We start from the raw sequence: 23,154 nt of genomic DNA, 5'->3' as shown, positions 1-23,154 counted from the left end.
GGAAGCTCGACATGACGCCCAGCGATGAGCATGGCGTCATGCCAAGCATCAACGCGTCCCGGAACAAGGCGATCACCCTGCTGGCGATCGGCCATGCCTGTGTGGACATCTACCAGGGCGCGGTCGCCGCGCTCATCCCCTTCTTCGTCGCCGAGCGCGCCTACAGCTATGCCGCGGTGTCGGGGATCGTGCTCGCCGCGTCCCTGCTCTCCTCGGTCGCGCAACCGGTGTTCGGCCTGCTCACCGACCGCTGGGCGATGCCGTGGATCCTGCCGGTGAGCACGGTTCTCGGCGGCCTCGGTATCGCCCTGAGCGGCCTGAGCGGCTCCTACACCCTGACCCTGGTGTTCGTGGCCGTGTCCGGTGTAGGGGTCGCCGCCTACCACCCCGAGTCCGCCCGTGTCGCCCGGCTCGTGAGCGGCGGCAGCCACAGCGCGATGGGCTGGTTCTCGGTCGGCGGCAACCTCGGCTTCGCCGCCGCGCCGCTCCTGGTCAGCGGCGTCGTCGCGGGCGGCGGCCTGCGCCTGTCCCCGCTGCTGGTGCTCCCCGCCCTGGCCGGCAGCGTGCTGTGCCTGCCGGTGCTGCCGGTGCTGTGCGCGCTGGGCGGGCCGGCGGGCGAGGCGGCCGGCGGCACGGTCGCGGTGGGCACCGACGACAGGGCGTCGTTCGTGCGCCTGTCCCTCTCCGTGATCCTCCGGTCCATAGAGTTCATCGGCCTGAGCACGTTCATCTCCCTCTACGCCCGGCAGCGCATGGGAGGCGGCACGGCGACCGGCACCGTGGCGCTGTTCGTCCTCTACGCCGGGGGCGCCCTGGGCTCCGTGGTGGGCGGCGGTCTCGCGGGCCGCTGGGACCGGGTGACGGTGGCCCGCTGGTCCTACGTGCTGACGATCCCGGCCATCGCGGGCACGGTGTTCGTCCCCGGCCCGGCGTTCTACGTGTTCGTGGCGCTGGCCTCCCTCACCCTCTACGTCCCCTTCTCCCTGCACGTCACCCTCGGCCAGGACTACCTGCCCACGCGTGTCGGCACCGCCAGCGGCATCACCCTCGGCCTGACCGTCAGCATCGGCGGCATGGTCACACCACTGATCGGCACGATCGCCGACGCGACGTCCTTGCGGACGGCTCTGGCCCCGCTGATCGTGTTGCCGGCGTTGAGCTGGTTGCTGTTCCGGGGGTTGCCGGAACCGACTCCGCCGCAGCGGGCGATTCGGGACACTGTGGACTCGGCGGTGGATAGCGTGGTGTGAGGACGGATGGTGGGCGGGGCCAGTGGGTGACGGGGACTACATCGACTTTCGGGGCAGTACGTTCCACGGGGCCGTGACGGGGAAGTCCGAGTCCCCGCGGGCGGCCCCCTCCCCCACCGCGATGTCCGCGCTGCCTGCCGCGCCGGCGGCCTTCACCGGCCGTGAGGACGAGGTGGCCGAGCTGCTGAACGCCCTCGATCCGGGGAGCGGGGGTGGCTCCGAATCCGTCGTCATCTCCGCCGTCGCGGGTCTTGGCGGTGTCGGAAAGACCGCGCTGGCATTGTGTGTTGCGCATGCGGCGCGGGAGTGTGGGTGGTTTGCCGGGGGCGCGCTCTTCGTCGACCTGCGGGGGTATGACGAGGTTCCGGTGACGGCGGATCAGGCGGTGCTGGCGTTATTGCGGGCGCTGGGGGTGGGGGATGCGGATCTGCCGCCGACCGCTGATGAGCAATACGCGCGGTATCGAGCTGAGTTGAGTGCCCGCGAGCCGGTGTTGATCCTTCTGGACAACGCGTCCGACCCGGCCCAGATCGCTCCCCTGTTGCCGGGAGAAGGGGGCGGGCATCGGGTTCTGGTGACGTCACGGGAGGTGCAGGACTCGCTTCCGGTACGGCAGTTCAGGGTCGACGGGCTTGCGCCGGATGCGTCGCGGGAGTTGATCGACCAGTCGTTGCGGCGGTACGACCCCGGTGATCGTCGGGTTGCGGATGAGCCGGAGGCTGTACGACAACTCGCCGAGCTGTGTGGCCACTTGCCGCTTGCTCTGCTGATCGTCTCGGCGTTGCTACGGCGTGGTCGGCAGCGGCCCATTGCAACGTTGGTCAGCAAATTGGAGGTCGCGAGCGATCGAGTGCGGGCGTTGAGGTTCAAGGGGGTTGATCAGTATGGAAAGAACCTGAGCCTGCGGCCCGTGCTCGACATGATGTACGCGCGGTTGGAGCCAGAACTCGCCCAAGCTTTCCGGCAGTTGGGACAAGCGCCGGGGGACAGTATCGGGATCGGACCGGCAACCAACCTGACCGCGCTGGTTCCGGAACACTTGGAGCCTCTCCTCGACGAGCTGACGGCCGCCTCACTCCTCACCGCCGCATCGGGTGCTGGGCGCTGGGTGATGCACGACCTGGTGCGGCTCTACGCTCGAACTGTGAGCGCCGAGGACTCCGAGTCGAGGAACGAGGCAGCCCACGCGAGACTGCGCCTGCTGAACTACTACTGCCAGGGATCATTGTCGGCGAAGGCTCTTATCCAACGGCTGCCCGATGGCATACCGGACCACTTCGAAGGTCAACTCCACCAAGCAGTTACGTGGCTCGATTCCGAGCGAACGGGGCTGCTGGCCGCAGCGCGGTGGACCGACACCGATAACGAGGTGCAGAGCCGGCTCGCTGTGGGGCTGACTCTCAGCCTGGACAGCTACCTCGACCATCGTCACGCCTTCCAGGACTGGGCCACGGTCGCGGAGTCCGCATGCGATGCCAGTCGTAGATTCCGCATCCTTCTCGCCGAGGCCATGGCGTCCGACGGGCTCGGCCTCGCTCTGAACGGCCTGCGGCGATTCGAAGAAGCCATCGATGCCATCCATAGAGCTCGGCGGCTGTACGAGGGACTCGGTGACCGCGAGGGCCAAGCCAAGACGTGGAACAACCTCGGGCTCGTCCTGCGCGCACTCCGGCGGAACGACGAGTCGGTCGAGGCCTATGCACACAGCGCGCGGCTCTACACGGAGGTGGGCAAGCCATTCAAAGCAGCCCTTGTGCGAGGCAACCTTGGCGTCACGCTGGGACACATGGGGCGGTTGGACGAAGCCCGCACCGCGCTCGAAGCAGCATGCGGCGCACACGTGAAACTCAATGACACGAAAGGTGAGGCAACGGTCCAGAACGGCCTCGGCGTCGTCCTCCACGATCTTGGTCAACTCGAGGAATCCGTCACCGCCCTCACGCGCGCTCTGGGACTCTTTGCCGAACTGGGCGACTGGCACAACCGGGCAAAGGCCTGGAACAACCTGGGGATCACCCTGCGCACGCTGGGGCAATTCGATGATGGTCTCGCGGCGCACACACGAGCTCGGGACTGGTGCGCATTCTTGGGCGACCGCCATACAGAGGCGTCGGCCTGGGCAAACATGGGCAACTCCCTGTCGGATCTCTGCCGTTTCGAAGAAGCCCTGTTCGCCGCCCGCCGGGCGCTCACCCTCTACGAAGCGCTCGATGACACGCATCTCGCCACCAACGTCCGCCACAACATCGACGTGATCCACCAAGCCGACCTGCGTCCTCACCCCTGACCCACCACAAACTCGCACCACACCACCTTCCCCGGCGCCCGCTCCCCCACCCCCCACTTGTCCGCGACCACGGACACCAGCAGCAGGCCGCGCCCACTGTCCGCATCAAGGTCCCGGTACGGGGTGTTGACCTTGCGGAGGTCGCCCGTGCCGCTGTCCCGGACCTCGACGCGGAGGACTCCGTCGCGGTGGCCGCACAGCCGCAGGGCGTAGCCCCGGCCCGGTGGTACGCCGTGCAGGATCGCGTTCGTCGCCAACTCGCTTACGCAGAGCAGTACGTCGTCGGTCCGGTCGGTGATGCCCCACTCCGCGAGGGTGTTGCGGGTGAACTCGCGGGCCAGCGCGACGGATCTGCGGTCGCGTCGGTAGAACGCCTCGCGGGTGTGGGCTTGTTGGAGTTGTTCGTTCATGGGCCCACTGTCACAGGCAGTCACTATCGTGGGTCAGTGAGTGAGGTCGTATTTCGTTTCTCTACGACCTCACTACGACGACTTCGGGTGTGCGCGGGGGAAAGGGACACGCATGCAATCGGCTAAGAGGCCCAAGAAGGTCGGTACTTGGCAGGCGGTCGGCGGGCTGGTCGCCCACTTCCGGAGGCAGGCCGGGCTCACCCAGGAGCAGTTCGCCGAGATCGCGAACCTGCACATCGACACCATCAGGTCCTACGAGCAGGGGAGGCTTGCGCTCCAGGACCATCGGGCCAAGGAGTTCGATGAACTGCTGCACACGGGTGGGGCGTTGTTCGCCGTCGTCGACAAGTTGCCGGTGCAGGCGCGGATGCCCGCGTTCGCACAGGGGCTCGTCGACAATGAGCAGGAGGCCATCGCCATCCTGTCGTACCAGACGCAGGTCGTGCCCGGTCTGCTCCAGACCGAGGCGTACGCCCGCTGCGTCTTCGAGTCCCGGTATCCGGCGGTCGCGGACGAGACAGCCGACCAGTGGGTGGCCAACCGGATGCAACGGCAGGAGATCTGGACGCGCGAGCGGCCGCCGGTCGGGCACTTCATCATCGAGGAGAGCGTCCTGCGGCGGAACGTCGGCGGCCCGGAGGTCATGCGGGAACAGATCCGCAAGTTGATCGAGGCCAACGAGCCGGTCCACATGGCTGTGCAGATCATGCCGATGGACCGGATGCCCCACGCCTCCCTCGGCGGTCCGCTGGTACTGCTGGAGACTCCGGACCACGACCGCCTCGCCTACCTGGAAGTTCAGCGCGCCAGCTTCCTCGTCGAGGACCCCGAAGAGGTGAGTAACTATCACCTGAAATATGGAATGCTGCGGTCACAGGCGCTCTCTCCCTCCGAGAGCATGCGTCTCCTGGAGCGACTGCTAGGAGAGTAATGAACACCGCAGCACGGCAGTACGACCGCTCGGGCGACCTGGCGTGGTTCAAGTCCAGCTACAGCAGCAGCGAGGGGGGCAACTGCATCGAAGTCGCCTACGCCTGGCGGAAGTCGAGCTACAGCAGCAGCGAAGGCGGCGACTGCATCGAGATTGCCGCCCACCCCGCCGCTATCCACGTCCGGGACTCCAAGGTCGCTGCCGGTCCCATCCTCACCGTCTCGCCCGGCACTTGGGCCGAGTTCCTCGGACAGGTCACGCGTCCCGCAGTCTGAACGCCGCTCCCCCGACCGCCAGCAACCCCACCGCGTACGCCGCCAACACTCCCAGCCCCGGCCAGAGATCGGTCGGCAGGCCCGTCGGCATGGGGCCCCAGTGCTGCAAACGGTGGCGCCAGGTCGGGGAGTTGAGGAGCTGGGACAGGAGCGGAACGACGTAGAGCACGCCCAGACCCAGGGTGATCGCTCCTGCCGTGTCGCGGAGCAGGGTCGCCAGGGACAGGCCCAGGAGTGTCACCAGGACCAGGACGAGGATCGAGCCGCCCGCCGCACGGAGCGACGCGTCGCCGTCCGGCGGGGTCGGGAGGATCAGGCGGGCCAGGCCCAGGGAGGCCAGCACCGCCAGGGCTCCCGCTGCCGCCGTCAGGGCTGACAGGGTCGCCGCCTTCGACGCCAGTACCCGCCATCTGCCCGGCATCGCCGTGAGCGTCGTACGGATGGTGCCGGTCGCGTACTCCGCGCCTATCGACAGCGTGCCCAGGACCAGGCAGATCGCCTGGCTCAACTGGATGCCGGTGAGGCTCAGTTTGACCGTGTTCGGCGCGTGACACGGGGCCGGGCAGATGCGGGTCGTGACCGACGAGGCCGCCGCCGCGCCGATCGCCGCCGTCAGGACGACCGTTGCCGCCAGGAGCCACCAAGTGCTGGGCAGCGTACGGAGTTTGGTCCACTCGGCGTGCAGGGAACCCAGCCACCTCACGCGTCCCGCCTCCTTACCGTCCAGGCCGCCAGCAGCAGGGCCACCGCCGCGTAGGCCACCAGGACCGCCAGGCCGTTGTACGGGGAGAGGGGGTAACAGCCGCTCTCCGGGAGGCAGTTGTGCTGGACCTGGGGGTAGTACGTCTTGCCCTGCTGGATCGCGAAGGCCGCCGCCGGTGTGACCCTCAGGAGCCATTGCGCCGCCGGGAGCGGGAAGGCGAAGGAGAGGATCTGCGGGAGGATCACCAGGACCACGACGGTCGCTATCGTGCCCGCGCTGTTGCGCAGGATCGCCCCTACGGCCAGAGCCAGGACCGCCACCAGGGACAGGAGTACCGCGCTGCCCACGACCGCCCTCAGGGACGGGTTCTCCAGGAGGGACAGGTCCGGGAACTCGGGGGGCTTGAAGCCGTTCGTGCGCAGGGTGCGTTGGGCCAGGGTGAAGCCAATTGCCGTTGCCAGCAGGCCTGTTGTGAAGGTGATGGCCCCGATGACCGTCGTCTTCGCCGCCAGGACCTTCAGTCGGGACGGGGTCGCCGTGAACGTCGTACGGATCAGGCCCCGTTTGTATTCGGTCGTCACGAAGAGCGTGCCCAGGGTGGCCATGAAGAGAAGGCCGACGAAGACGCCCTGGAAGCTCATCTGGACCGTGTCGGGGCTGTTCTCCTCGGGGCCGATGTCGCCCTGGCCGGTGAGGGTGTACGTGCCGGTCGCGGAGATCCGGGTGGTGGTCGGCGGCGCGTTCCGGGCGTTCGGGGCGCCCGCTTCGGGGGCGCCGACGTCCGTGCTCGTCCAGGCGGTGTCCGTCGACGTGCCCTGGAGGGTGAGGTGGTCGAAGGTGCCGGTGACCGTGCCCTGGCCCGCCCGCTCGCTCGTGCCGCCGAAGGAGCGCTGCACGATCTCATGCGCGGGAGTCCCCAGCACCAGCCCCACCTGAACCGTCCGCCCGAGCCCCCCGACCTCCACCTCCCCAAGCCGGGTCCACTTCTCACCATCTACCGACGCATAGCCGGTTAGTTTTCCCCCCAGCCTTTTCAACCTGAGCCACTGCGGCGCCTCGGCCAGGTCACTGCTCGGGCCCGCCCTGTCGTGGGTGAAGTTCCACTGCATCCGCACGCCATGGCCCGGGGTCGCCACCACCGCCGCGTACGGCGAGCCCTGCTTCAGGCTCGACTTGACGATGATCCCGGCCTTCGCCCAGAGCTCCGGGGCCGCCGTGCCTTCGGTGTTCTTCAGACCCGTGACCCGGACCGTGATCGTGCCGTCGCCGGTCAGCGAGCGGTGGGTGAAGCGGAAGGCGTCGTTGACCACCTCCCCGCCCGGACCGAGCACGACGGGGGGACCGCCACCGGTGGTGGACCCACCCGCGCCGAGCTGCGAGATCACGACCGTCACCACGGCCGCCACCGCCAGCACCAGCAGCCAGGCCCTGACCGTCCAGAACTTCGTCCACTCCGCCCGCAGCAGCCGCCCGAACCCGGCCCGCGCCGGATGCAGCGCCGAGCGGTACGGCGGGACCGTCTTCGTGGGAGTGGTCACCGGGTCACCTCGTCCGACTCGGCGGGCGTCGACGTGAACTCGACCGCGTCCCGCGTCAGTTCCATGTACGCCTCCTCCAACGACGCCCGATGCGCGCCCACTTCGGCGAACGGCACCCGGGACGCGGCGAGCAGTTCCACGATCCGTTCCGCGGGCAGGCCGGTGACGGTGAGCAGCTCACGATCGACGACCGCCACCGTGCCGCCCTCCCTGGCGAGGAGTTCCATCGCTTCCGTACGACTGCTCGTGCGCAGCCGTACCCGGTCCCCGGAGGCCGCCGCGAGGAGGTCGGCCACCGCCGTGTCGGCGATCAGCCGGCCCCGGCCGATGACGACCAAGTGGTCGGCGGTGTCCTCGAGTTCGCTCATCAGGTGGCTGGAGACCAGGATCGCGCGGCCCTCCGAAGCCAGGTGGCGCAGGAGCCCCCGGATCCACTGAATGCCCTCGGGATCAAGGCCGTTGACCGGTTCGTCGAGCAACAGCACAGGCGGATCGCCGAGCAACGCGGCGGCTATGCCCAGGCGTTGGCGCATCCCGAGGGAGTAGCCGCCCGCCCGCCGCCGGGACGCCTGCTCCATGCCGACCTGTTCGAGGACCTCGTCCACCCGGCGCATCGGCAGGCCGTGGGAGTGGGCCAGCCAGCGGAGGTGGTCGCGGCCCCGGCGGCTGGGGTGCAGGGCGGCGGCGTCCAGGAGGGCGCCGACCTCCAACAGCGGGGTGCGCAGGGCGTGGTAGGGACGGCCGCCGATCAGCGCCTGACCCTCGTCGGGGGTGTCCAGGCCGAGCAGGGAGCGCATGGTGGTGGACTTGCCCGCGCCGTTGGGACCGACGAAGCCGGTCACCGTGCCGGGCGCCACCGTGAAGGACAGTCCGTCGACCGCGAGCGTCCGGCCGAACCGCTTCCGTAAGCCGCGGACTTCGATGGTTGCGTAGCTCATGGTGAGGGAGGCTAGGGGCGGTGAGCACCGCGCGTCGTCACGCCGGGGAGGTCCCTCGCGCGGGGGACGCCGGGCGGGACGGGGGTCGGCACAATGAGGGGGTGGCTGTGGAGAGAAGCGGGCCGGGGAATCTCGTCGCCTCTGGTGTCCTGGGTGTTCTCTCGGTCGCCGAAATGCTGTTCCGCAGCACCGACTTGGGCGGCGGTTTCGCCGTCCTCCTGCTGCTCACCCTCGCTTCCACCCTTCCCCTCGCCCTCGTCCTGGGCTCCGCCGGCCCCGCGCGCAGCGGTACCGCCGTCGCGGTCAGCACCGCCTGCGTCCTGTCCCTGGTGCCCTTCGGCATCCTCACCGTCGGCGGGGTCGTGGCCCAACTGGTGTGCGTGTACGTCCTGGGCCGCGCCGGAGCCACCCGCCTCGGCGGACTCCTCGTCCTCCCCTACGTCGTCATCGCCCTCGGCAGTCACGAGGAACCGACCAGGATCGTCGCCGTCCTCGTCGCGACCCTCGCCTCCGCCGCCGCGGCCACCGGTATCGCGCACCATGTGCGCAGCACCGCACTCGCCCACAGCGTCACGGAGCAGGCCTTCGCGGACACCCTCCTCGAACACGCCGCCCGGGGTGAACGGGCGCGTATCGCACGGGAGTTGCACGATGTCGTCGCGCACCACATCTCGATGATCGCGGTCCAGGCGGAGACCGGCCGGCTGACCACGCGCGGTCTGCCGCCGGAGGGCGCCGACCGTTTCCTGGCCATCGGCGACACCGCGCGCACCGCCCTCACCGAGATGCGCCGCCTGCTCGGCGTCCTGCGGGAGGACGCGGACACGGGGGTCCAACGCCGCCCCCAGCCCGGCCTCGGCCAACTCATCGACCTGGTCGACGAGTCACGCGACGCGGCCGGCTCCCGCACCCGGCTCATCGTCAGCGGCCCCGTCGCCGCGCTCGACCCCGGGATCGAGGTCACCGCCTACCGGATCGTCCAGGAGGCCCTCACCAACGCGCGCCGGCATGCGCCGGGTGCCGCCGTGGACGTAGAACTCCGGTACGGGGACGAGGACTTGGCGGTGCGCGTGCGCGACAACGGGCCCGGGCCCACCGACGCCCGCTCCGGCCACGGTCTGCTCGGCATGGGCGAGCGCGCCGCGACGGTCGGCGGCACCCTGCGCACCGGACCGGCCCCCGGCGGCGGATTCCTGGTCGAGGCACGGCTTCCCGTCAGATCGGAGGCGGCCCTGCCATGAGCGGCACGCCCATCCGTATCGTCGTCGCCGACGACCACGAGCTCGTCCGGGTCGGCTACGCCGGACTCCTCGCCACCCAGGCCGACTTCACGGTCGTCGGCACGGCCGGCGACGGCGCCGAGGCGGTACGCGTCTGCCGGGCGGAGTCACCCGACGTGGTCCTGATGGACGTACGCATGCCGGTCATGGACGGCATCGAGGCCACCGCACGGCTCCAGAACACCCCGGACGTACCAAGGGTGTTGATCCTGACCACCTTCGACCTCGACGAGCATGTCTACGACGCGCTCGCCGCCGGTGCCAGCGGGTTCCTGCTCAAGGACGTGACGGCGGAGCGGCTCTTCGACGCGGTGCGGGTCGTGGCGGCCGGCGAGGCGCTGCTCGCACCCGGCATCACGCGCCGACTGATCGCCGAGTTCGCCCGCCAGCGCCCCCGAACCGGCCCCGCGCACACGTCACTTGACGCCCTCACCCCACGCGAGACCGACGTCCTGCGGCTGCTCGCCCAGGGCCTGTCCAACCCCGAGCTGGCCCGCCGCCTGCACGTCGGCGAGGAGACCGTGAAGACCCACGTCAGCCGCATCCTGTCCAAACTGGGGCTGCGCGACCGTACGCAGGCCGTGGTGATGGCCTACGAGACGGGGCTGGTCGTGCCGGGAACGGGCTGACGGCGGGCGCGCGGGACCGGCAGCAGCCACCACGACGCCGCCACCGACAGCACCGCGCCGACCGCGATCCCTTCGAGCCGGGTGGGCAGCAGGTGCAGGGCGTCCTGGCCGAAGTAGCCGAGGAGGAGGGACAGGGCGCAGGTCATCCCGGCGGCCCAGTAGGCGTAGTTGAGGGGGCGCAGCCACAACGCCACCGCGAGGACGGTGAACATCAGCGCCACGGAGGTGTCACCGGTGACGCCGACCGCCGCGACGCCCGCCGCCAGCAGCGTGCCCACCGTGGCTCCGGCCAGCCGCTCGACTCCCTTGCGCAGTACGTCCGTTCGGCCCCGGTTGCCGGCCGCGGCGACGTAGGCGGTGAGGACCACCCACGGCCAGTGGTCGTCGAAGAACAGCCGCCCCACGACGAAGGCGGCGGCGATCCCGGCCGCCATCTGGAGCGCCATCCGGGTGCTCGGGCGGGGGTGGAGACGGGAGCGGCGCGGGGGTTCACCGGGGACGGGCTGCGCACGCCAGGACCGGGGGCCGAACCGGTCCCCCAGCCCCTGCACCAGCCACACCCCGCCGCACGCCACCGCCCCGACCAACGCCGACCAGCCCCAAGTGACCAGCCCGCTCTGTGCCTCGGGAGCCAGCGCGGGGCCGGGCACGACGAGGAGGGCCACCAGCGGGAGGGCCAGCAGCGTGCCGGCCTTCGTGGCGGTGGGGCCGAAGCGGCGGATCCAGATGGCCAGCGCCATGCCCGCCGTGTAGACGGCGGCGCCGAGCACGTAGTGGGAGGCGAGCAGCCGGCCCACGAAGATCGAGGCGCCGGCCGTGACGGGCAGCAGGACGAGCGCGGCGAGTCGGCGGCGGGTGTCGGCGGTGCGCTGGGAGCGGGCCAGGGTGAGGGTGAGGGCCACCGCGAGGACCAGCACGTCGGTGTGGAGTCCTTCGGCACCCTCCAGCCAGAGGGCGACGCCCCAGCAGAGCAGCACGGCGGTCATCGTCAGAGCCGCTTCGTACGCATTGCGTATCAGTTTGGCGGTCACTTTCCCCACAATAGAGGGCGTGGCGCACGCTGAATAGTAAGTAAGTGCGTACGATATCCGGCATGGATCATCTCTCAGAGGCCGCCCGGATCCGTCGTGGCGTCATGCGGTTGAACCGACGGTTGCGACAGGAGCGCGGCGAGGGCGCGTTCAGTCCGAACCAGTTGATCGTGCTCGGGCATCTGCACCGTCGCGGGCCGTCGACGCCCGGCGAGGTCGCGGCGGCCGAGCGGCAGCGGCCGCAGTCGCTCACCCGGGTCTTCGCCGAATTGGAGACGGCGGGGCTGATCGTGCGCGAGCCGGGCACCGTGGACCGGCGTCAGTCCGTACTGACGCTGACGGCGGAGGGAGAGCGGGCGCTGGAGCGGGACATGGCAGAGCGGGATGTGTGGCTCGCGGGCGCGCTGGCGTCACTGAGCACGACCGAGCGAGGGGTGCTGGAGCTGGCGGGGGCGTTGATGGAGCGGCTGGCCGCTGGCTGAAACGCACCCCTTGTGCGGACGTTCACAGGGTTCCCATAATCCTTCAACAGATTTGACCAGCCCATGTCAGAAATTGGGCATTTCTTTGATGCTCCTGATTGACATGTGCGCGTCATCGCCACCCCCACGGAAGGCATCACGTTGAAGAAGCTCCTCACAGCCCTCAAGAGATGCGCGGCCGTCGGCGCCGCCGCTCTCGCGATCGCCAGCCTTCAGCCCGTCTCGGCCGCCCAGGCCGCCCCCACGCCCGTCGTCGGCGGAACCACCGCCGCGCAGGGCGAGTTCCCGTTCATGGTCCGGCTCTCGATGGGCTGTGGCGGTGCGCTCTACACCCCGCAGATCGTGCTGACCGCCGCGCACTGTGTGAGCGGGACCGGTGCCAACACCAGCATCACCGCCACCGCGGGTGTGGTGGACCTGCAGTCCACCACCGGGCGGGTCCAGGTCAAGTCGACGTACGTGTACCGGGCGCCGGGGTACAACGGCAACGGCAAGGACTGGGCGCTCATCAAGCTTGCCTCGCCCATCACCACCGTGCCGACGCTGAAGATCGCCACGACCACGCAGTACAACACCGGGACCTTCACCATCGCCGGGTGGGGTTCGGCCAGTGAGGGCGGGGCTCAGCAGCGGTATCTGCGCAAGGCCACCGTGCCGTTCGTCAGTGACGCCACCTGCCGGTCCTACAGCGGGTACAGCGGGCTCGTCGCCAGTGACGAGATCTGTGCCGGGTACACGGCCGGCGGGGTCGACACCTGTCAGGGTGACTCCGGTGGTCCGATGTTCCGCCGGGACAGTGCCAACGCCTGGATCCAGGTCGGCATCGTCAGTTGGGGCATAGGGTGCGCCCGCGCGAACGCGCCCGGCGTGTACAGCGAGGTGTCCACGTTCGCCTCCGCGATCGCGTCGGCGGCGGCTTCGCTCTGACCTACGTCCTTCTTCCGCGGGTCCGGCGCCACATGTGCGCCGGGCCCGTGTTTCTCGCCCCCACAGCTCCTTCAGAAACCGCCGCCGAAGTCCCCGCCGCCTCCCCCGTCTCCGCCCCCTCCGAAGTCCCCGCCCCCACCGAAGCCGCCGCCGAAGTCGTCGGGGTCGAAGTTCGCGCCGGAGACGTCGCCGCCGTCGTAGCCGCCGCTGCCGAAGTCGCCGTAACCGGTGCCGTAGTCGGAGGCGTAGGACGGGGTGGCCATCATGCTGCCCAGCAGGGTGCCGACGAGGAGGCCGGGGAGGAGGCCGCCGCCGAAGTAGCCGCCCGCCCAGGGGCCGTAGGCCGGGCCCGCGTCCCAGTACGGGCGGCGGCCGTAGTCGGTGTCGACCTCGCGGATCATCGGGTCCCGGCCGTCGGCGAGGCGGGCCTGGTCGGCCGCGCAGACCGGGACCTCGCGGGGTGCGCCGCCGGAAGGGGTCCAGGTGGCGTCGGCGACCGAGGGGCCGTGGCGCGGGTCGAAGAAGCAGGGGGCGCGGCGCTCGGGCAGCGGGCGGCCCTCACGGCGGGCGGCGAGCTGCGCGAGCGAGAAGCGGCCGTCCTCCAGCGCCTGGGTGACGGCGCGGACGTCCTCCGGTTTCGTGGCCGCCGCCATGTACGACTTCGCCTGCTCGTAGGCGTCGAGGGCGCGTTCGTAGTCGGCGCGCATCGCGTCGTCGGCGCCCGGCTCGGCCGGGTGGAATTCGAGGCGGTCCAGTTCCTCGCCGAACGCCGTGATGTCCTCGTCGACGACGACCCGCAGCTTGTCGAGCGCCGCGCGCTGCTCCTCCTCACGGCGGCGCCGGGAACGTCGTACGAGGGTGTACGCCCCCGCGCCACCGGCCACCAGGACCCCGCCCGCGACGATCAGCGCCGTAGAGGAGACTCCCCCGCCGCCGTCCGAGGAACCGCCCCAGGACGCGGGCGCCGAGCCGCCCATGCTGGCGAGCGCGCGGTCGGTGAAGTCGTCGAGCTGGGTCTTCGCGTCCTCGCCCTGCACGCTGCTGACCAGGTTCTTCACGGCGCTGTTCGACAGGACGGAGGAGTCGGCGCGGGCGTCGAAACGGTCGCCGAGGCGGATCGCGTAGAGACCGGTGACGCCGGTCGCGGTGCGGAGGTTCGAGAAGAGGTTCGCCGTCGGGTAGTCGGCGGGGAGGACCGCGACGAACACCGGTTTGTCGGCGTCCTTGATCTTCTTGGCCAGGGCGTCCGCGTCCGCCGTGGACAACTGCCCGCTCGCCCCCGGGTCGACGTAGACCGGGCCCTTGCGCAGGGCCTGGCCGATCGCCGAGACGCCGGTGTCCGCGGCGGCCGGGGACACCATGGTCAGCGCGGCGAGCAGCAGGGCCAGCAGCAGCACCGGGAGGCTTCGGATCCCGGCCTTCACGACCTGCGTGCCCTTCACGACCTTCATGATTCGACGCTACCCGAGGTCGGTCCCTTTGGCCGGTGCTCACCAACTGATCCGGGCCGCCACCGGCAGGTGATCGCTGCCCGTCCCAGGCAGTACCCACGCGCTCCGCGCCCGCACCCCCCGTACCAGAATCTGGTCGATGCGCGCGATCGGGAACGACGCCGGCCACGTGAGCCCGAAGCCGTTCCCGGCCGTTTCCTGGGCCGAGCTCAGCCGTGAGGTCAGGGCGCGGAAGGCGCGGTCGTCGGTGGTGCCGTTCAGGTCGCCGAGCACCACCACCCGCTCGTTCCGCTCGGCGGCGACGGCCTTGGCGAGCGCACGGGCGCCGAAGTCGCGGGAGACCGTCCAGAACCCGCTGCTGGGCAGCACCCGGACCGACCCGAGGTGCGCCACGTAGACCGCGAGCGGCCCGTGGTCCGTGGCGACCGTGGTGCGCAGCGCCCGCACCTCGTCCTGCGCGTGGTCGACCGGGCGGGTCCTCGCCAGCGGTCCGACATCGTCGCGTACGACGTCGACCGGGCGGGTGTCCGACAGCGGCAGCCTGCTCCACAGCCCGACCGTGCCCTGGACCGTGCGGTACGGGTACGCCTTCGCCAGCACCTTCTCGTACGTGCCCGTGGCCTGTGGGGTCAGCTCCTCCAGGGCCAGCAAGTCCGCGCCGGAGTCGGCCAGTTGGCGGGCGGTACCGGACGGGTCGTCGTTGCCGGCGCTGACGTTGTGGCTGACCGCGGTGAGGTCGCCGCCGGGGTGGGACTTGTCCTGGAGCAGCCCGCCGAAGAGGCTGAGCCACACCGTGACCGGCAGCACCAGCGCGAGCGCCGCCGAGGCGGAGCGGCGCCACCACGCCCCGGCCAGCAGCACCGGGACGCACACCCCGAGCCACGGCAGGAGGTTCTCGACCAGGCTGCCGACGCCCCCGGTGTTCGGGATCCAGGCGTGCAGCAGCAGGACCAGACCGAGCAGCAGGGCGAGGGCGGCGAGGACCGGGCCGCGTTTCCAAGGAGCGATCCATGTCATACCGGGCAGTCAAGGCGGGCCGGTGTTGCCGCCACGTACGGAGTTTTCGATACGCGGACGATAGGTGCCGACTCCTAGCATCGAACGCATGCGTGTGCTGATCGTCGAGGACGAGCCCTATCTGGCCGAGGCCATCCGCGACGGCCTGCGCCTCGCGGCGATCGCGGCCGACATCGCGGGCGACGGGGACACCGCCCTGGAACTGCTGAGCGTCAACAGCTACGACATCGCCGTCCTCGACCGCGACATCCCCGGCCCCTCCGGCGACGAGGTCGCCCGGCGCATCGTCGCCTCCGGGAGCGGTATGCCGATCCTCATGCTCACCGCCGCGGGCCGTCTCGACGACAAGACAACCGGGTTCGAACTCGGCGCCGACGACTATCTGACGAAGCCCTTCGAACTCCAGGAACTCACGCTCCGGCTCAGGGCGTTGGAGCGCAGACGCGCCCACAGCAGGCCGCCCGTACGGGAGTTGGCGGGCCTGCGCGTCGATCCGTTCCGCCGGGAGGTCTACCGGGACGGCCGCTATGTCGCCCTGACCAGAAAGCAGTTCGCCGTGCTCGACGTCCTCGTCGGCGCCGAGGGCGGGGTCGTCAGCGCCGAGGATCTCCTCGCCCGGGCGTGGGACGAGAACGCCGACCCGTTCACCAACGCCGTGCGCATCACCGTCTCGGCGCTGCGCAAACGGCTCGGCGAACCGTGGATCATCGCCACCGTGCCGGGCGTCGGCTACCGCATCGGCGTACAGCCGCACGAGGGGGTGGATCGTGGCTAGGGCGCCCGGGTTGAGCGTCCGGCTCAAACTCACCCTCAGCTACGCCGGGTTCCTCATGCTGGCCGGTGCCTTGCTGCTCGCGGCGGTGTGGGTGTTCCTCCTCCGCTATGTCCCCGACCGCGCGATGCTCATCAACCCCGATGACAGGCCGACGCACGGCGTCTTCCCCATCCGGTCGGCCCTCCTGGACGTTTTCGCGCCGAGAGCGGCCGCGGTGCTGGCGTTCCTGCTGGTGTTCGGCCTCGTAGGAGGGTGGATCCTCGCCGGCCGCATGCTCGCACCCCTGACCCGCATCACACACGCCACCCGCACGGCCACGAACGGATCGCTCTCCCACCGCATCCAACTGCCGGGCCGCAGCGACGAGTTCCGCGAACTCGCCGACGCCTTCGACATGATGCTCGCGCAGCTCGAAGCACACGTTGCCGCACAGGAGAGATTCGCGGCCAACGCCTCTCACGAGCTGCGCACCCCGCTGGCGATCTCGAAGGCACTGCTCGACGTGGCCCGCACCGATCCGAACCACGACACGGGCGAACTCGTCGACCGCCTTCACGCCGTGAACACCCGGGCCATCGACCTCACCGAGGCGCTGCTCCTGCTCAGCCGCGCCGGCCAACGGTCCTTCGCCCGAGAACACGTCGACCTGTCCCTTCTGGCGGAAGAGGCCACCGAAACGCTCCTCCCCCTCGCCGAGAAGCACGGCGTCACCATCGAGACCGACGGCGACCTCACCCCCACCCGCGGCTCGCAGGCACTCCTGCTCCAACTGACCACGAACCTCGTGCAGAACGCGATCGTCCACAACCTGCCCGAACACGGCACCGTCCGGGTGCACACCGCCGTCCGCCCCCGGAGCGTGCTCCTCACGGTCGAGAACACCGGCGACCCGCTCACCCCCCAGCAGGTCGCGACCCTCACCGAACCGTTCCAGCGCGGCACCGAACGCCTCCACACCGGCCACGCGGGGGTCGGCCTCGGCCTGGCGATCGTCACGACCATCACCGGCGCCCACGACGGCACCCTCACCCTGACCCCGCGCCCGGCCGGCGGGCTCGGCGTCACGGTCGAACTCCCCACCCAGCACCCGAATTAGCCGCACCCCCCACGCCGTCGAGGCGTGAGGGGTGCGGCATCAGGCGGCCGGTCCTAGGCCGCCCTGTACGCCTCCTCCAGCTTCTTCACGGCCGCCGCGTACTTCCCGGTCAGCAGCAGATGGTCCGCGTCGGCGAACGGCTTGGACACCGCCGCCGTGATGTTCTGGCCCACCTTCTGCTGGACGAGCAGCCGTGCCTTGGTGACGAGCGCCTTGCCCGTCTCCGCCGAGCGGGCCTTGCCCGCGGCGGCCTCCAGCGCCTTCAAGGTGGCCGCGCCGCCCGTCGGCGCCTTCGTCACGGTCGTCAGGCCCCAGCCGTACGGGAACTGCGGATCGTACGACGTGTCGCCGACGTTGATCGGCAACTGGGCCTCCGACTTGGGCCAGGTGACCGGGAGTTGGCCGGTGAAGGACCGCTTGCCGTAGAGGACGTCGGCCACGCCGTCGCCCTCGGTGCCCGGCAGCCAGGAGGCGACCAGGGCGTCGATCTTGGGGAGTTGGTCGCCGATCAACTGCGGGCGCCCGGACACGATCAGCACCGCGCACTTCATCGCCGCGCACACCTTGTCCACGGCTGCCTGGTCGGCCGGGGTGAGGGTGAGGTCGTTGCCGTTGCCGACATCGCCGATGCCCTCGGCGTACGGGGTCTCGCCGACGACGACCACACCGACGTCGTAGCCGCTGGTCGCGGCGGAGGCGTCCTTGGAGTACGTGACGTTCCCGCCGGCGTTCTTCATCCCCTGGAGGATCGTCGTGCCGGTGGTGTTGGTGCCGGACGCGCCCTGCCAGGTGATGGTCCAGCCGCCGGTCTGGTTGCCGAGGTCGTCGGCGTTGGAACCGGCGACGTAGACCTTCTGGTTCTTCTTCAACGGCAGGACGCCGCCCGCGTTCTTCAGCAGCACCTGCGACTCGGCCGCCGCCTGCCGCGCCACGGCCCGGTGCGAAGTCGAGCCGATCTGCGCCGCGTTGCTCGTGTCGGCGTACGGCTTCTCGAAGAGGCCGAGCTTGAACTTCTGGGTGAGGATGCGCGATACGGCGTCGTCGATCCGCTTCGCGGTGACATGGCCCGCCTTCACCTCGGCGATGAGCGTCGAGCTGAAGTCCTTGTAGCTGTACGGGACCATCATCATGTCGACGCCCGCGTTGACCGCCGTGTCGACGTGCGCGGCGTAGTCGCCGGGGAGTTGGTCGATGGCGTTCCAGTCGCTGATGACGAAGCCGTCGAAGCCCATCCGGTTCTTGAGGACGCCGTTGATCATGTCGGCACGGGCGTGCATCTTCACCGGGCCGAGGCCGTCGCCGACGATGTCGAGCGAGGAGTAGGACGGCATGACCGTGCCGATGCCCCGGTCGACCGCCGTCTGGTAGGGGGCCAGGTGGATGGCTTCCAGCTGCTGGCGGGTGACCGTGGTGACGCCCTGGTCGATTGTGTATGTGCCGGTGGTCGAGGAGCCGTACGCGGTGCCGCCGTCGCCGACGAAGTGCTTGGCGGTGGCGAGGACCTTGTCGTCGTCCTTCAACTGCTTGCCGTTCGCGGCACCTTGGAGACCCTGGATCACCGTCTCCATGGACTGCACGAGCGCCGGGTCCTCACCGAAGGACTCGTAGGAGCGGCCCCAGCGTTCGTCACGGGTGACGCAGAGGCAGGGCGCGAAGTCCCACGGGACACCGGTCGAGCGGACCTCACTGGCCGTCACCGACCCTGTCTTCTGGGCGAGTTGGGGGTCGCGGGTGGCGCCGATGCCGATGTTGTGCGGCATGATCGTGGCGCCGGCCAGGTTGTTGTGACCGTGGACCGCGTCCACGCCGTAGATCAGCGGGATCTGGAACCGCGTTGCCTGCGCCCGGAGTTGGAACGAGTCGATCATCTTCGCCCAGGCCGCCGCCGTGTTGGGCGTCGGGGTCGAGCCGCCGCCGGAGAGCAGCGAGCCGAGGTCGTAGGTGGCGACGTCGGCGCCGGTCCCGACGCCGCCGCGTTCGGCCTGGGTCATCTGCCCGGCCTTCTCCGCCGGCGACATGCGCTTCACCAGGTCGGCGACGCGCTTCTTGATCGGCAACTTGCTGTCCAGGTACGGCAGTCCGTGCGCGTCGACGACGACCTGCGGGGTCTCGGTCGGGGCCTTGGCGCCGGTGACCGTGAGCTTCAGCGGGATCGTCTCGGCGTTCTCGGCCGACTTGTCCTTGAGGGTGCGGACCTTGACCGTCCGGGTGGTGCCGGAGGCGGTGCCCGCCGGGAAGGTGAGGGTGCCGGAGACCGGGGTGTAGTCCTTGCCCGAGGTGGCGGTGCCGCCGTCGGACGCGTAGGCGACGGTCACCGGGTCGTCGAGCGGGACGGCGCCGGTGGTGGCGACGGTGACCTTGACCGTGGCCGTGCCGCCCTCCTTGACCGGGTAGACGGCCGAGTCGGTGGTCACGGAGGCGCGCAGTGACTGGTCGGCCTTGCCGTACAACTCGACGTCGTCCATGGCGAATTGGCCGTGCACGCCGACCGGGAGGGTGACCGCGTAGCCCCACATCTGGGTGAGGCCGAGGACGTGGTCGATGCCGCCGACGGGCTGGTAGTCCGTGCGGTAGACGAAGTTCGTGAACGGGATCTCGATCTGCTTCCAGCCGGTGAAGTCGTCCGTGAAGGACGTCGTCCACAGCTCGGAGGCCTCGCCGTTCGTGCCGCCGTCCTTGATCTCGAAGTTGTTCGACTTGCCCGTGTTCTGGCCGTCCCACCAGAAGCGGATGCCCTGATGGGCGGACCAGTCGTGGGCGGGCTCGGTCGCGGCGAAGTCGTGGGTGAAGCCGCCGTAGCCGCTGATGTCGTAGGTGCCGGAGAGTACGTGTTCGCCCTCGGGGGCGTCCGGTCTCGCGGCCAGGGCCAGTTGGGGCGGGTCGTCGGTGTCACCGCCCCAGGTGAAGATGCCCTCGGCGGGCTGGCTCGCGAAGGGCACCTCGCCCTCGAAGCGGTCGACGGGGGTGGGGGCCGGATCGGCGGCGGCGGACGCCTGGGTCACGGCGGCCGGTGTCAGCAGCGCGGCGCACAGGGCGGTGGAAACGAGCAGGGCGGTTCTTGGCATGGACCTTCCCTCGGCTCTGGAGCTCTGGTTCACTCTGGGTTCGCACAGTTCACTCATGACTTAGATCACGCCGTGAGTTAACTAACGGCCCGCAGACCCGTCAAGACATCTCGTCAGGAAGGGCTAACGCATCCATGTCCAGGAGAACCCCCCGCACGGCCCGGCTGCTGCTCGCCGGACTGCTCTCCGTGGCCGGCTTCACCGCGGCCGTACCCCCCGCACACGCCGCTGGTGAGCAGGTCACCGCCTGGCTCACCACCACCGACGACGCCGCCGGACGCCATGTCACGCGCGGCCTCCAGGCCCAGACGCCGTTCGCCTTCTCGTCCGGGACGGGCGGCAGCGGCGAGAACATCACCGTCGACGAGAACACCCGCTACCAGACCTTCACCGGGGGCGGCGCGTCCTTCACGGACACCGCGGCCTGGCTGATGAACAGCAGCGGGGCGCTGTCGACGGCGACCCGGAACGCGACCATGGCCAAGCTGTTCTCGCCGACGGACGGGATCGGGCTGTCGTTCCTGCGCAATCCGATGGGCGCCTCCGACCTGGCGCGGTACGGGTACTCGTACGACGACGTGGCGGCCGGCCAGACCGACCCCAACCTCACCTCGTTCTCGATCGCGCACGACCTCGCGGACGTGGTGCCCCTGACCAAGCAGGCGCTCTCACTCAACCCGTCTCTGACTGTCATGGCCTCGCCATGGACGGCCCCCGCGTGGATGAAGGACAGCGGTTCGCTCAACGGCGGCTGGCTGAAGTCCGAGGACTACGGGGCCTACGCCAACTACTTCGTCAAGTATCTCCAGGCGTACAAGGACCAGGGCGTTCCGGTGTCGTACGTGACCGTCCAGAACGAGCCGACGTGCTGTTCCGGCTACCCGTCGATGAGCTGGAACGCGTCCGGGCTCGCGTACTTCACGAAGAGCGAGCTGCTGCCGAAGCTCAACGCGTCCGGCCTGACGACGAAGGTCCTTGCCCACGACTGGAACTGGGACGTATACGACTCCTACGCGGCCTCGACCGTGGACGACGCGGCCGTCCGCTCGAACCCCAACTTCGGCGGCATCGCCTGGCACGGCTACGGCGGTGACATCGCCAAGCAGACCACCGTCCACAACCAGTACCCCACCCTCGACGCCTTCGGCACCGAGCACTCCGGCGGCACCTGGATCGCCAACCAGCAGCGCGAGGACATGAACAACATCATCGACTACACCCGCAACTGGGCGAAGTCGGTGACCAAGTGGTCGCTGGCCGTGGACCAGAACATGGGCCCGCACAACGGCGGTTGCGGCACCTGCACCGGTCTGATCACCGTGCACAACGGGGACGGCGCGAGCGGGACCGTGGACTACACCGTCGAGTACTACACGATGGGCCAGTTGACGAAGTTCGTCCGCCCCGGCGCCCAGCGGATCGCGTCCACGGCGTCCACCAACGTGCCGAACGTGGCGTGGCGCAACCCGGACGGCTCGAAGGCGCTGATCGCCTACAACGACGCGTCCACGGCGAAGACGGTGACCATCAACTGGGGTGGCCAGCACGCGACTTACTCCCTCCCGGGCAAGACGTCCGCGACGTTCACCTGGGCGGGGACGCAGTCCGGCGGCGGCAGCCAGACCGGCGCGTTCGTCGGCCTCGCGAGCAAGTGCCTGGACGTGGCCGGGGGTTCGACCACCAACGGCACGGCCGTCCAGCTCTACGACTGCAACGGCTCGACCGCCCAGCAGTGGACCGTGGGCACCGACGGCACGGTGCGCTCGCTCGGCAAGTGCCTTGACGTGACGTCGGCTTCGACGGCGGACGGGGCGAAGGTGCAGTTGTACGACTGCAATGGAACCGCCGCGCAACAGTGGTCGTACAACTCCACCACGGGTGATGTGGTGAATACGGCGGCCAACAAGTGCCTTGACGTGACGGGCAATTCGTCGACGAACGGAACACGGGCACAGATCTGGACCTGCACGGGGGCCGCCAACCAGAAGTGGCATCTGCAGTAGGCGGGGCGGGTCATGTCCCGCCCTCGACGGGGGGCGGGACATGAAACGTGTCGTAGTGGCGGTTGTGGGTGCGGTCGCGGGGTCTGTGCTGCTCGGTGGGTGCAGCCCGGCAGATCTGTCACTCGCGGCCGTCCGGCTGGACGGGAACGGCACGCCGGTCGCCACGGTGCGGCTGTGCGACGGTGACCACGGCAGCCAGGCGCACCTGAGTAGTTGGCCCACCGCCCACGCGGACGCCGATGAGCCGGTCGACCAGCAGAGCGGCTGGTGGCCGGACTACAGCGCGGAGGTCGAGGTCTCCACGGCGACGTTCCCGCTCTTCTCGCCGCCCGCCACCTGGCACACGAAGGCGACCGGGCCACAGCGGCTCCAGCCCGGCCGCACCTACGCCCTCGACGTCATCGGTCCCCGCTCGGGCTGGGACGCGTACGACATCGTGGTCTACTTCACCACCGCCGACCTGAACCGGCTGAAACCCGGCCAGGTCTGGGCCGACGACCGCGCGATGAGCCAGGACGACTTCGACGACCTCGTGGACGACTCGTGCTGACCCGGGCGCGGGGGCGGCGGGGCGCGGCGGTGGTCGTGGGGGTGGCGGCGGGGTGTCTGCTGCTCAGTGGGTGCGGGGCGGAGATACTGCCGCTGGTCGCCGTGGAGCGGGACACGGACGGGGGCTTCACGGCGGTGCTGCGGCCGTGCGGCGACGACCTGATCACCGGGCTGTCGCTCGTCGGCACGCACGGCGATCCCGAACAGAACCTCTCGGGCTGGGACACGACGGTCGACCGGCGCGGGGCCGACGCGCGGTTCCCGCTGTTCTCACCGCCGGCAAGCTGGCACGCCGCACCCGTGGGCCCGCAGCGGGTGGTGCCGGGCTACACCTACGAACTCGCCTTCGGCAAGGCCGTGCCCACCTACGAGTACACCGGCACCGTCACGTTCACCGCCAAGGACCTGTCCACCCTCAAGCCCGGCCAGGTCTGGGCCGACGGCAAGGCCATGAGCCTCGGCGCGTTCGAGAAGCTCGCGGACGACTCGTGCTGACCCGGGGGACGGCGAGGACGCG

21 protein-coding genes are annotated in these 23,154 nt (G+C 70.0%); 13 read left to right on the top strand and 8 right to left on the bottom strand.

From position 1 onward, the window contains the following. Positions 1-38: 38 nt before the first annotated feature. Positions 39-1,250: an MFS transporter gene (locus tag OG223_RS36875; protein ID WP_329258231.1), complete on the top strand. Its 1,212-nt coding sequence runs from the start codon at positions 39-41 to the stop codon at positions 1,248-1,250. Positions 1,251-1,371: 121 nt separating this feature from the next. Next, the gene (locus OG223_RS36870; RefSeq protein WP_329258228.1) at positions 1,372-3,537 is read left to right on the top strand and encodes a tetratricopeptide repeat protein; all 2,166 of its coding nucleotides are present in this window, start codon (positions 1,372-1,374) and stop codon (positions 3,535-3,537) included. Here the strand turns inward: OG223_RS36870 and OG223_RS36865 are convergent. Further along, positions 3,528-3,947, bottom strand: coding sequence for an ATP-binding protein (locus OG223_RS36865; RefSeq protein WP_329258225.1), 420 nt, complete (start codon positions 3,945-3,947; stop codon positions 3,528-3,530). The two genes, OG223_RS36870 and OG223_RS36865, sit on opposite strands and share 10 nt — an antisense overlap. Before the next feature lie 112 nt (positions 3,948-4,059). Between OG223_RS36865 and OG223_RS36860 the strand changes: the two genes are divergently transcribed. Further along, a complete protein-coding gene (locus OG223_RS36860) occupies positions 4,060-4,878 on the top strand; it encodes a helix-turn-helix domain-containing protein (RefSeq protein ID WP_329258223.1) in 819 nt (272 codons plus the stop codon). Next, the gene (locus tag OG223_RS36855) at positions 4,878-5,153 is read left to right on the top strand and encodes a DUF397 domain-containing protein (protein WP_329258219.1); all 276 of its coding nucleotides are present in this window, start codon (positions 4,878-4,880) and stop codon (positions 5,151-5,153) included. The genes OG223_RS36860 and OG223_RS36855 overlap by 1 nt, the downstream gene beginning before the upstream one ends. Here OG223_RS36855 and OG223_RS36850 read toward each other — a convergent pair. Genes OG223_RS36850 through OG223_RS36840 form a run of 3 tightly spaced genes read right to left on the bottom strand, consistent with a single transcriptional unit; the run spans position 5,134 to position 8,332 of the window. Next, entirely contained in the window at positions 5,134-5,856 is a 723-nt protein-coding gene (locus OG223_RS36850; RefSeq protein WP_329258216.1) for an ABC transporter permease subunit, read from the bottom strand. The genes OG223_RS36855 and OG223_RS36850 overlap by 20 nt on opposite strands. Then, the gene (locus tag OG223_RS36845; RefSeq protein WP_329258213.1) at positions 5,853-7,394 is read right to left on the bottom strand and encodes an ABC transporter permease; all 1,542 of its coding nucleotides are present in this window, start codon (positions 7,392-7,394) and stop codon (positions 5,853-5,855) included. The genes OG223_RS36850 and OG223_RS36845 overlap by 4 nt, the downstream gene beginning before the upstream one ends. Beyond that, positions 7,391-8,332, bottom strand: coding sequence for an ABC transporter ATP-binding protein (locus OG223_RS36840; RefSeq protein WP_329258210.1), 942 nt, complete (start codon positions 8,330-8,332; stop codon positions 7,391-7,393). Before OG223_RS36840 ends, OG223_RS36845 begins: the two co-directional genes overlap by 4 nt. A 107-nt stretch (positions 8,333-8,439) precedes the next feature. On the opposite strand from OG223_RS36840, the gene OG223_RS36835 reads away from it, so the two are divergent. Beyond that, a complete protein-coding gene (locus OG223_RS36835; RefSeq protein WP_443073860.1) occupies positions 8,440-9,573 on the top strand; it encodes a sensor histidine kinase in 1,134 nt (377 codons plus the stop codon). After that, positions 9,570-10,241 carry a response regulator transcription factor gene (locus OG223_RS36830; protein WP_329258203.1) on the top strand — a complete coding sequence of 224 codons (672 nt, stop codon included), beginning with the start codon at positions 9,570-9,572 and terminating at the stop codon, positions 10,239-10,241. The genes OG223_RS36835 and OG223_RS36830 overlap by 4 nt, the downstream gene beginning before the upstream one ends. Here OG223_RS36830 and OG223_RS36825 read toward each other — a convergent pair. Beyond that, positions 10,205-11,272, bottom strand: coding sequence for an FUSC family protein (locus tag OG223_RS36825; protein ID WP_329258201.1), 1,068 nt, complete (start codon positions 11,270-11,272; stop codon positions 10,205-10,207). The two genes, OG223_RS36830 and OG223_RS36825, sit on opposite strands and share 37 nt — an antisense overlap. Before the next feature lie 62 nt (positions 11,273-11,334). Here OG223_RS36825 and OG223_RS36820 point away from each other — a divergent pair, with 62 nt between their 5' ends. Both OG223_RS36820 and OG223_RS36815 read left to right on the top strand, forming a co-directional pair. Continuing rightward, positions 11,335-11,754, top strand: a complete 420-nt coding sequence (locus OG223_RS36820; protein WP_329258199.1) for a MarR family winged helix-turn-helix transcriptional regulator — start codon at positions 11,335-11,337, stop codon at positions 11,752-11,754. A gap of 141 nt (positions 11,755-11,895) precedes the next feature. Next, the gene (locus tag OG223_RS36815; protein WP_329265669.1) at positions 11,896-12,681 is read left to right on the top strand and encodes a S1 family peptidase; all 786 of its coding nucleotides are present in this window, start codon (positions 11,896-11,898) and stop codon (positions 12,679-12,681) included. Positions 12,682-12,752: 71 nt separating this feature from the next. Here the strand turns inward: OG223_RS36815 and OG223_RS36810 are convergent, their stop codons facing one another. Together OG223_RS36810 and OG223_RS36805 are read right to left on the bottom strand one after the other, a co-directional pair. Next, entirely contained in the window at positions 12,753-14,132 is a 1,380-nt protein-coding gene (locus OG223_RS36810; protein ID WP_329258195.1) for a hypothetical protein, read from the bottom strand. Between the two features lie 39 nt (positions 14,133-14,171). Further along, positions 14,172-15,149: an endonuclease/exonuclease/phosphatase family protein gene (locus OG223_RS36805; RefSeq protein ID WP_329258192.1), complete on the bottom strand. Its 978-nt coding sequence runs from the start codon at positions 15,147-15,149 to the stop codon at positions 14,172-14,174. 88 nt (positions 15,150-15,237) lie between these two features. Between OG223_RS36805 and OG223_RS36800 the strand changes: the two genes are divergently transcribed. After that, positions 15,238-15,924, top strand: coding sequence for a response regulator transcription factor (locus OG223_RS36800; protein ID WP_329258189.1), 687 nt, complete (start codon positions 15,238-15,240; stop codon positions 15,922-15,924). Further along, on the top strand, positions 15,917-17,020 hold the full coding sequence (locus OG223_RS36795; protein WP_329258187.1) for a sensor histidine kinase: 1,104 nt from the start codon (positions 15,917-15,919) through the stop codon (positions 17,018-17,020). Before OG223_RS36800 ends, OG223_RS36795 begins: the two co-directional genes overlap by 8 nt. 53 nt (positions 17,021-17,073) lie before the next feature. Here OG223_RS36795 and OG223_RS36790 read toward each other — a convergent pair whose 3' ends face one another. After that, entirely contained in the window at positions 17,074-20,085 is a 3,012-nt protein-coding gene (locus OG223_RS36790; RefSeq protein WP_329258184.1) for a glycoside hydrolase family 3 protein, read from the bottom strand. A 134-nt stretch (positions 20,086-20,219) separates the two neighbouring features. Here OG223_RS36790 and OG223_RS36785 point away from each other — a divergent pair, with 134 nt between their 5' ends. The 3 genes from OG223_RS36785 to OG223_RS36775 are packed head-to-tail and all read left to right on the top strand — an operon-like array spanning position 20,220 to position 23,132. Further along, complete coding sequence (locus OG223_RS36785) at positions 20,220-22,088, top strand: ricin-type beta-trefoil lectin domain protein (RefSeq protein WP_329258180.1); 1,869 nt, start codon at positions 20,220-20,222, stop codon at positions 22,086-22,088. 40 nt (positions 22,089-22,128) lie between these two features. Beyond that, complete coding sequence (locus OG223_RS36780; RefSeq protein ID WP_329258177.1) at positions 22,129-22,638, top strand: hypothetical protein; 510 nt, start codon at positions 22,129-22,131, stop codon at positions 22,636-22,638. Next, positions 22,632-23,132 carry a hypothetical protein gene (locus OG223_RS36775; RefSeq protein WP_329258174.1) on the top strand — a complete coding sequence of 167 codons (501 nt, stop codon included), beginning with the start codon at positions 22,632-22,634 and terminating at the stop codon, positions 23,130-23,132. The genes OG223_RS36780 and OG223_RS36775 overlap by 7 nt, the downstream gene beginning before the upstream one ends. The last annotated feature ends 22 nt before the right edge of the window (positions 23,133-23,154 follow it).

This window comes from Streptomyces sp. NBC_01478 (assembly GCF_036227225.1).
Classification (GTDB): Bacteria; Actinomycetota; Actinomycetes; order Streptomycetales; family Streptomycetaceae; genus Streptomyces.
This window is presented reverse-complemented; position numbering and strand designations above follow the sequence as displayed.

Coding starts and splice junctions, on each gene's coding strand:
- OG223_RS36875 (WP_329258231.1), top strand. CDS start 39: ATGCCAAGCATCAACGCGTCCCGGAACAAGGCGATCACCCTGCTGGCG.
- OG223_RS36870 (WP_329258228.1), top strand. CDS start 1,372: ATGTCCGCGCTGCCTGCCGCGCCGGCGGCCTTCACCGGCCGTGAGGAC.
- OG223_RS36865 (WP_329258225.1), bottom strand. CDS start 3,947: ATGAACGAACAACTCCAACAAGCCCACACCCGCGAGGCGTTCTACCGA.
- OG223_RS36860 (WP_329258223.1), top strand. CDS start 4,060: ATGCAATCGGCTAAGAGGCCCAAGAAGGTCGGTACTTGGCAGGCGGTC.
- OG223_RS36855 (WP_329258219.1), top strand. CDS start 4,878: ATGAACACCGCAGCACGGCAGTACGACCGCTCGGGCGACCTGGCGTGG.
- OG223_RS36840 (WP_329258210.1), bottom strand. CDS start 8,332: ATGAGCTACGCAACCATCGAAGTCCGCGGCTTACGGAAGCGGTTCGGC.
- OG223_RS36830 (WP_329258203.1), top strand. CDS start 9,570: ATGAGCGGCACGCCCATCCGTATCGTCGTCGCCGACGACCACGAGCTC.
- OG223_RS36820 (WP_329258199.1), top strand. CDS start 11,335: ATGGATCATCTCTCAGAGGCCGCCCGGATCCGTCGTGGCGTCATGCGG.
- OG223_RS36810 (WP_329258195.1), bottom strand. CDS start 14,132: ATGAAGGTCGTGAAGGGCACGCAGGTCGTGAAGGCCGGGATCCGAAGC.
- OG223_RS36805 (WP_329258192.1), bottom strand. CDS start 15,149: ATGACATGGATCGCTCCTTGGAAACGCGGCCCGGTCCTCGCCGCCCTC.
- OG223_RS36800 (WP_329258189.1), top strand. CDS start 15,238: ATGCGTGTGCTGATCGTCGAGGACGAGCCCTATCTGGCCGAGGCCATC.
- OG223_RS36790 (WP_329258184.1), bottom strand. CDS start 20,085: ATGCCAAGAACCGCCCTGCTCGTTTCCACCGCCCTGTGCGCCGCGCTG.
- OG223_RS36785 (WP_329258180.1), top strand. CDS start 20,220: ATGTCCAGGAGAACCCCCCGCACGGCCCGGCTGCTGCTCGCCGGACTG.
- OG223_RS36780 (WP_329258177.1), top strand. CDS start 22,129: ATGAAACGTGTCGTAGTGGCGGTTGTGGGTGCGGTCGCGGGGTCTGTG.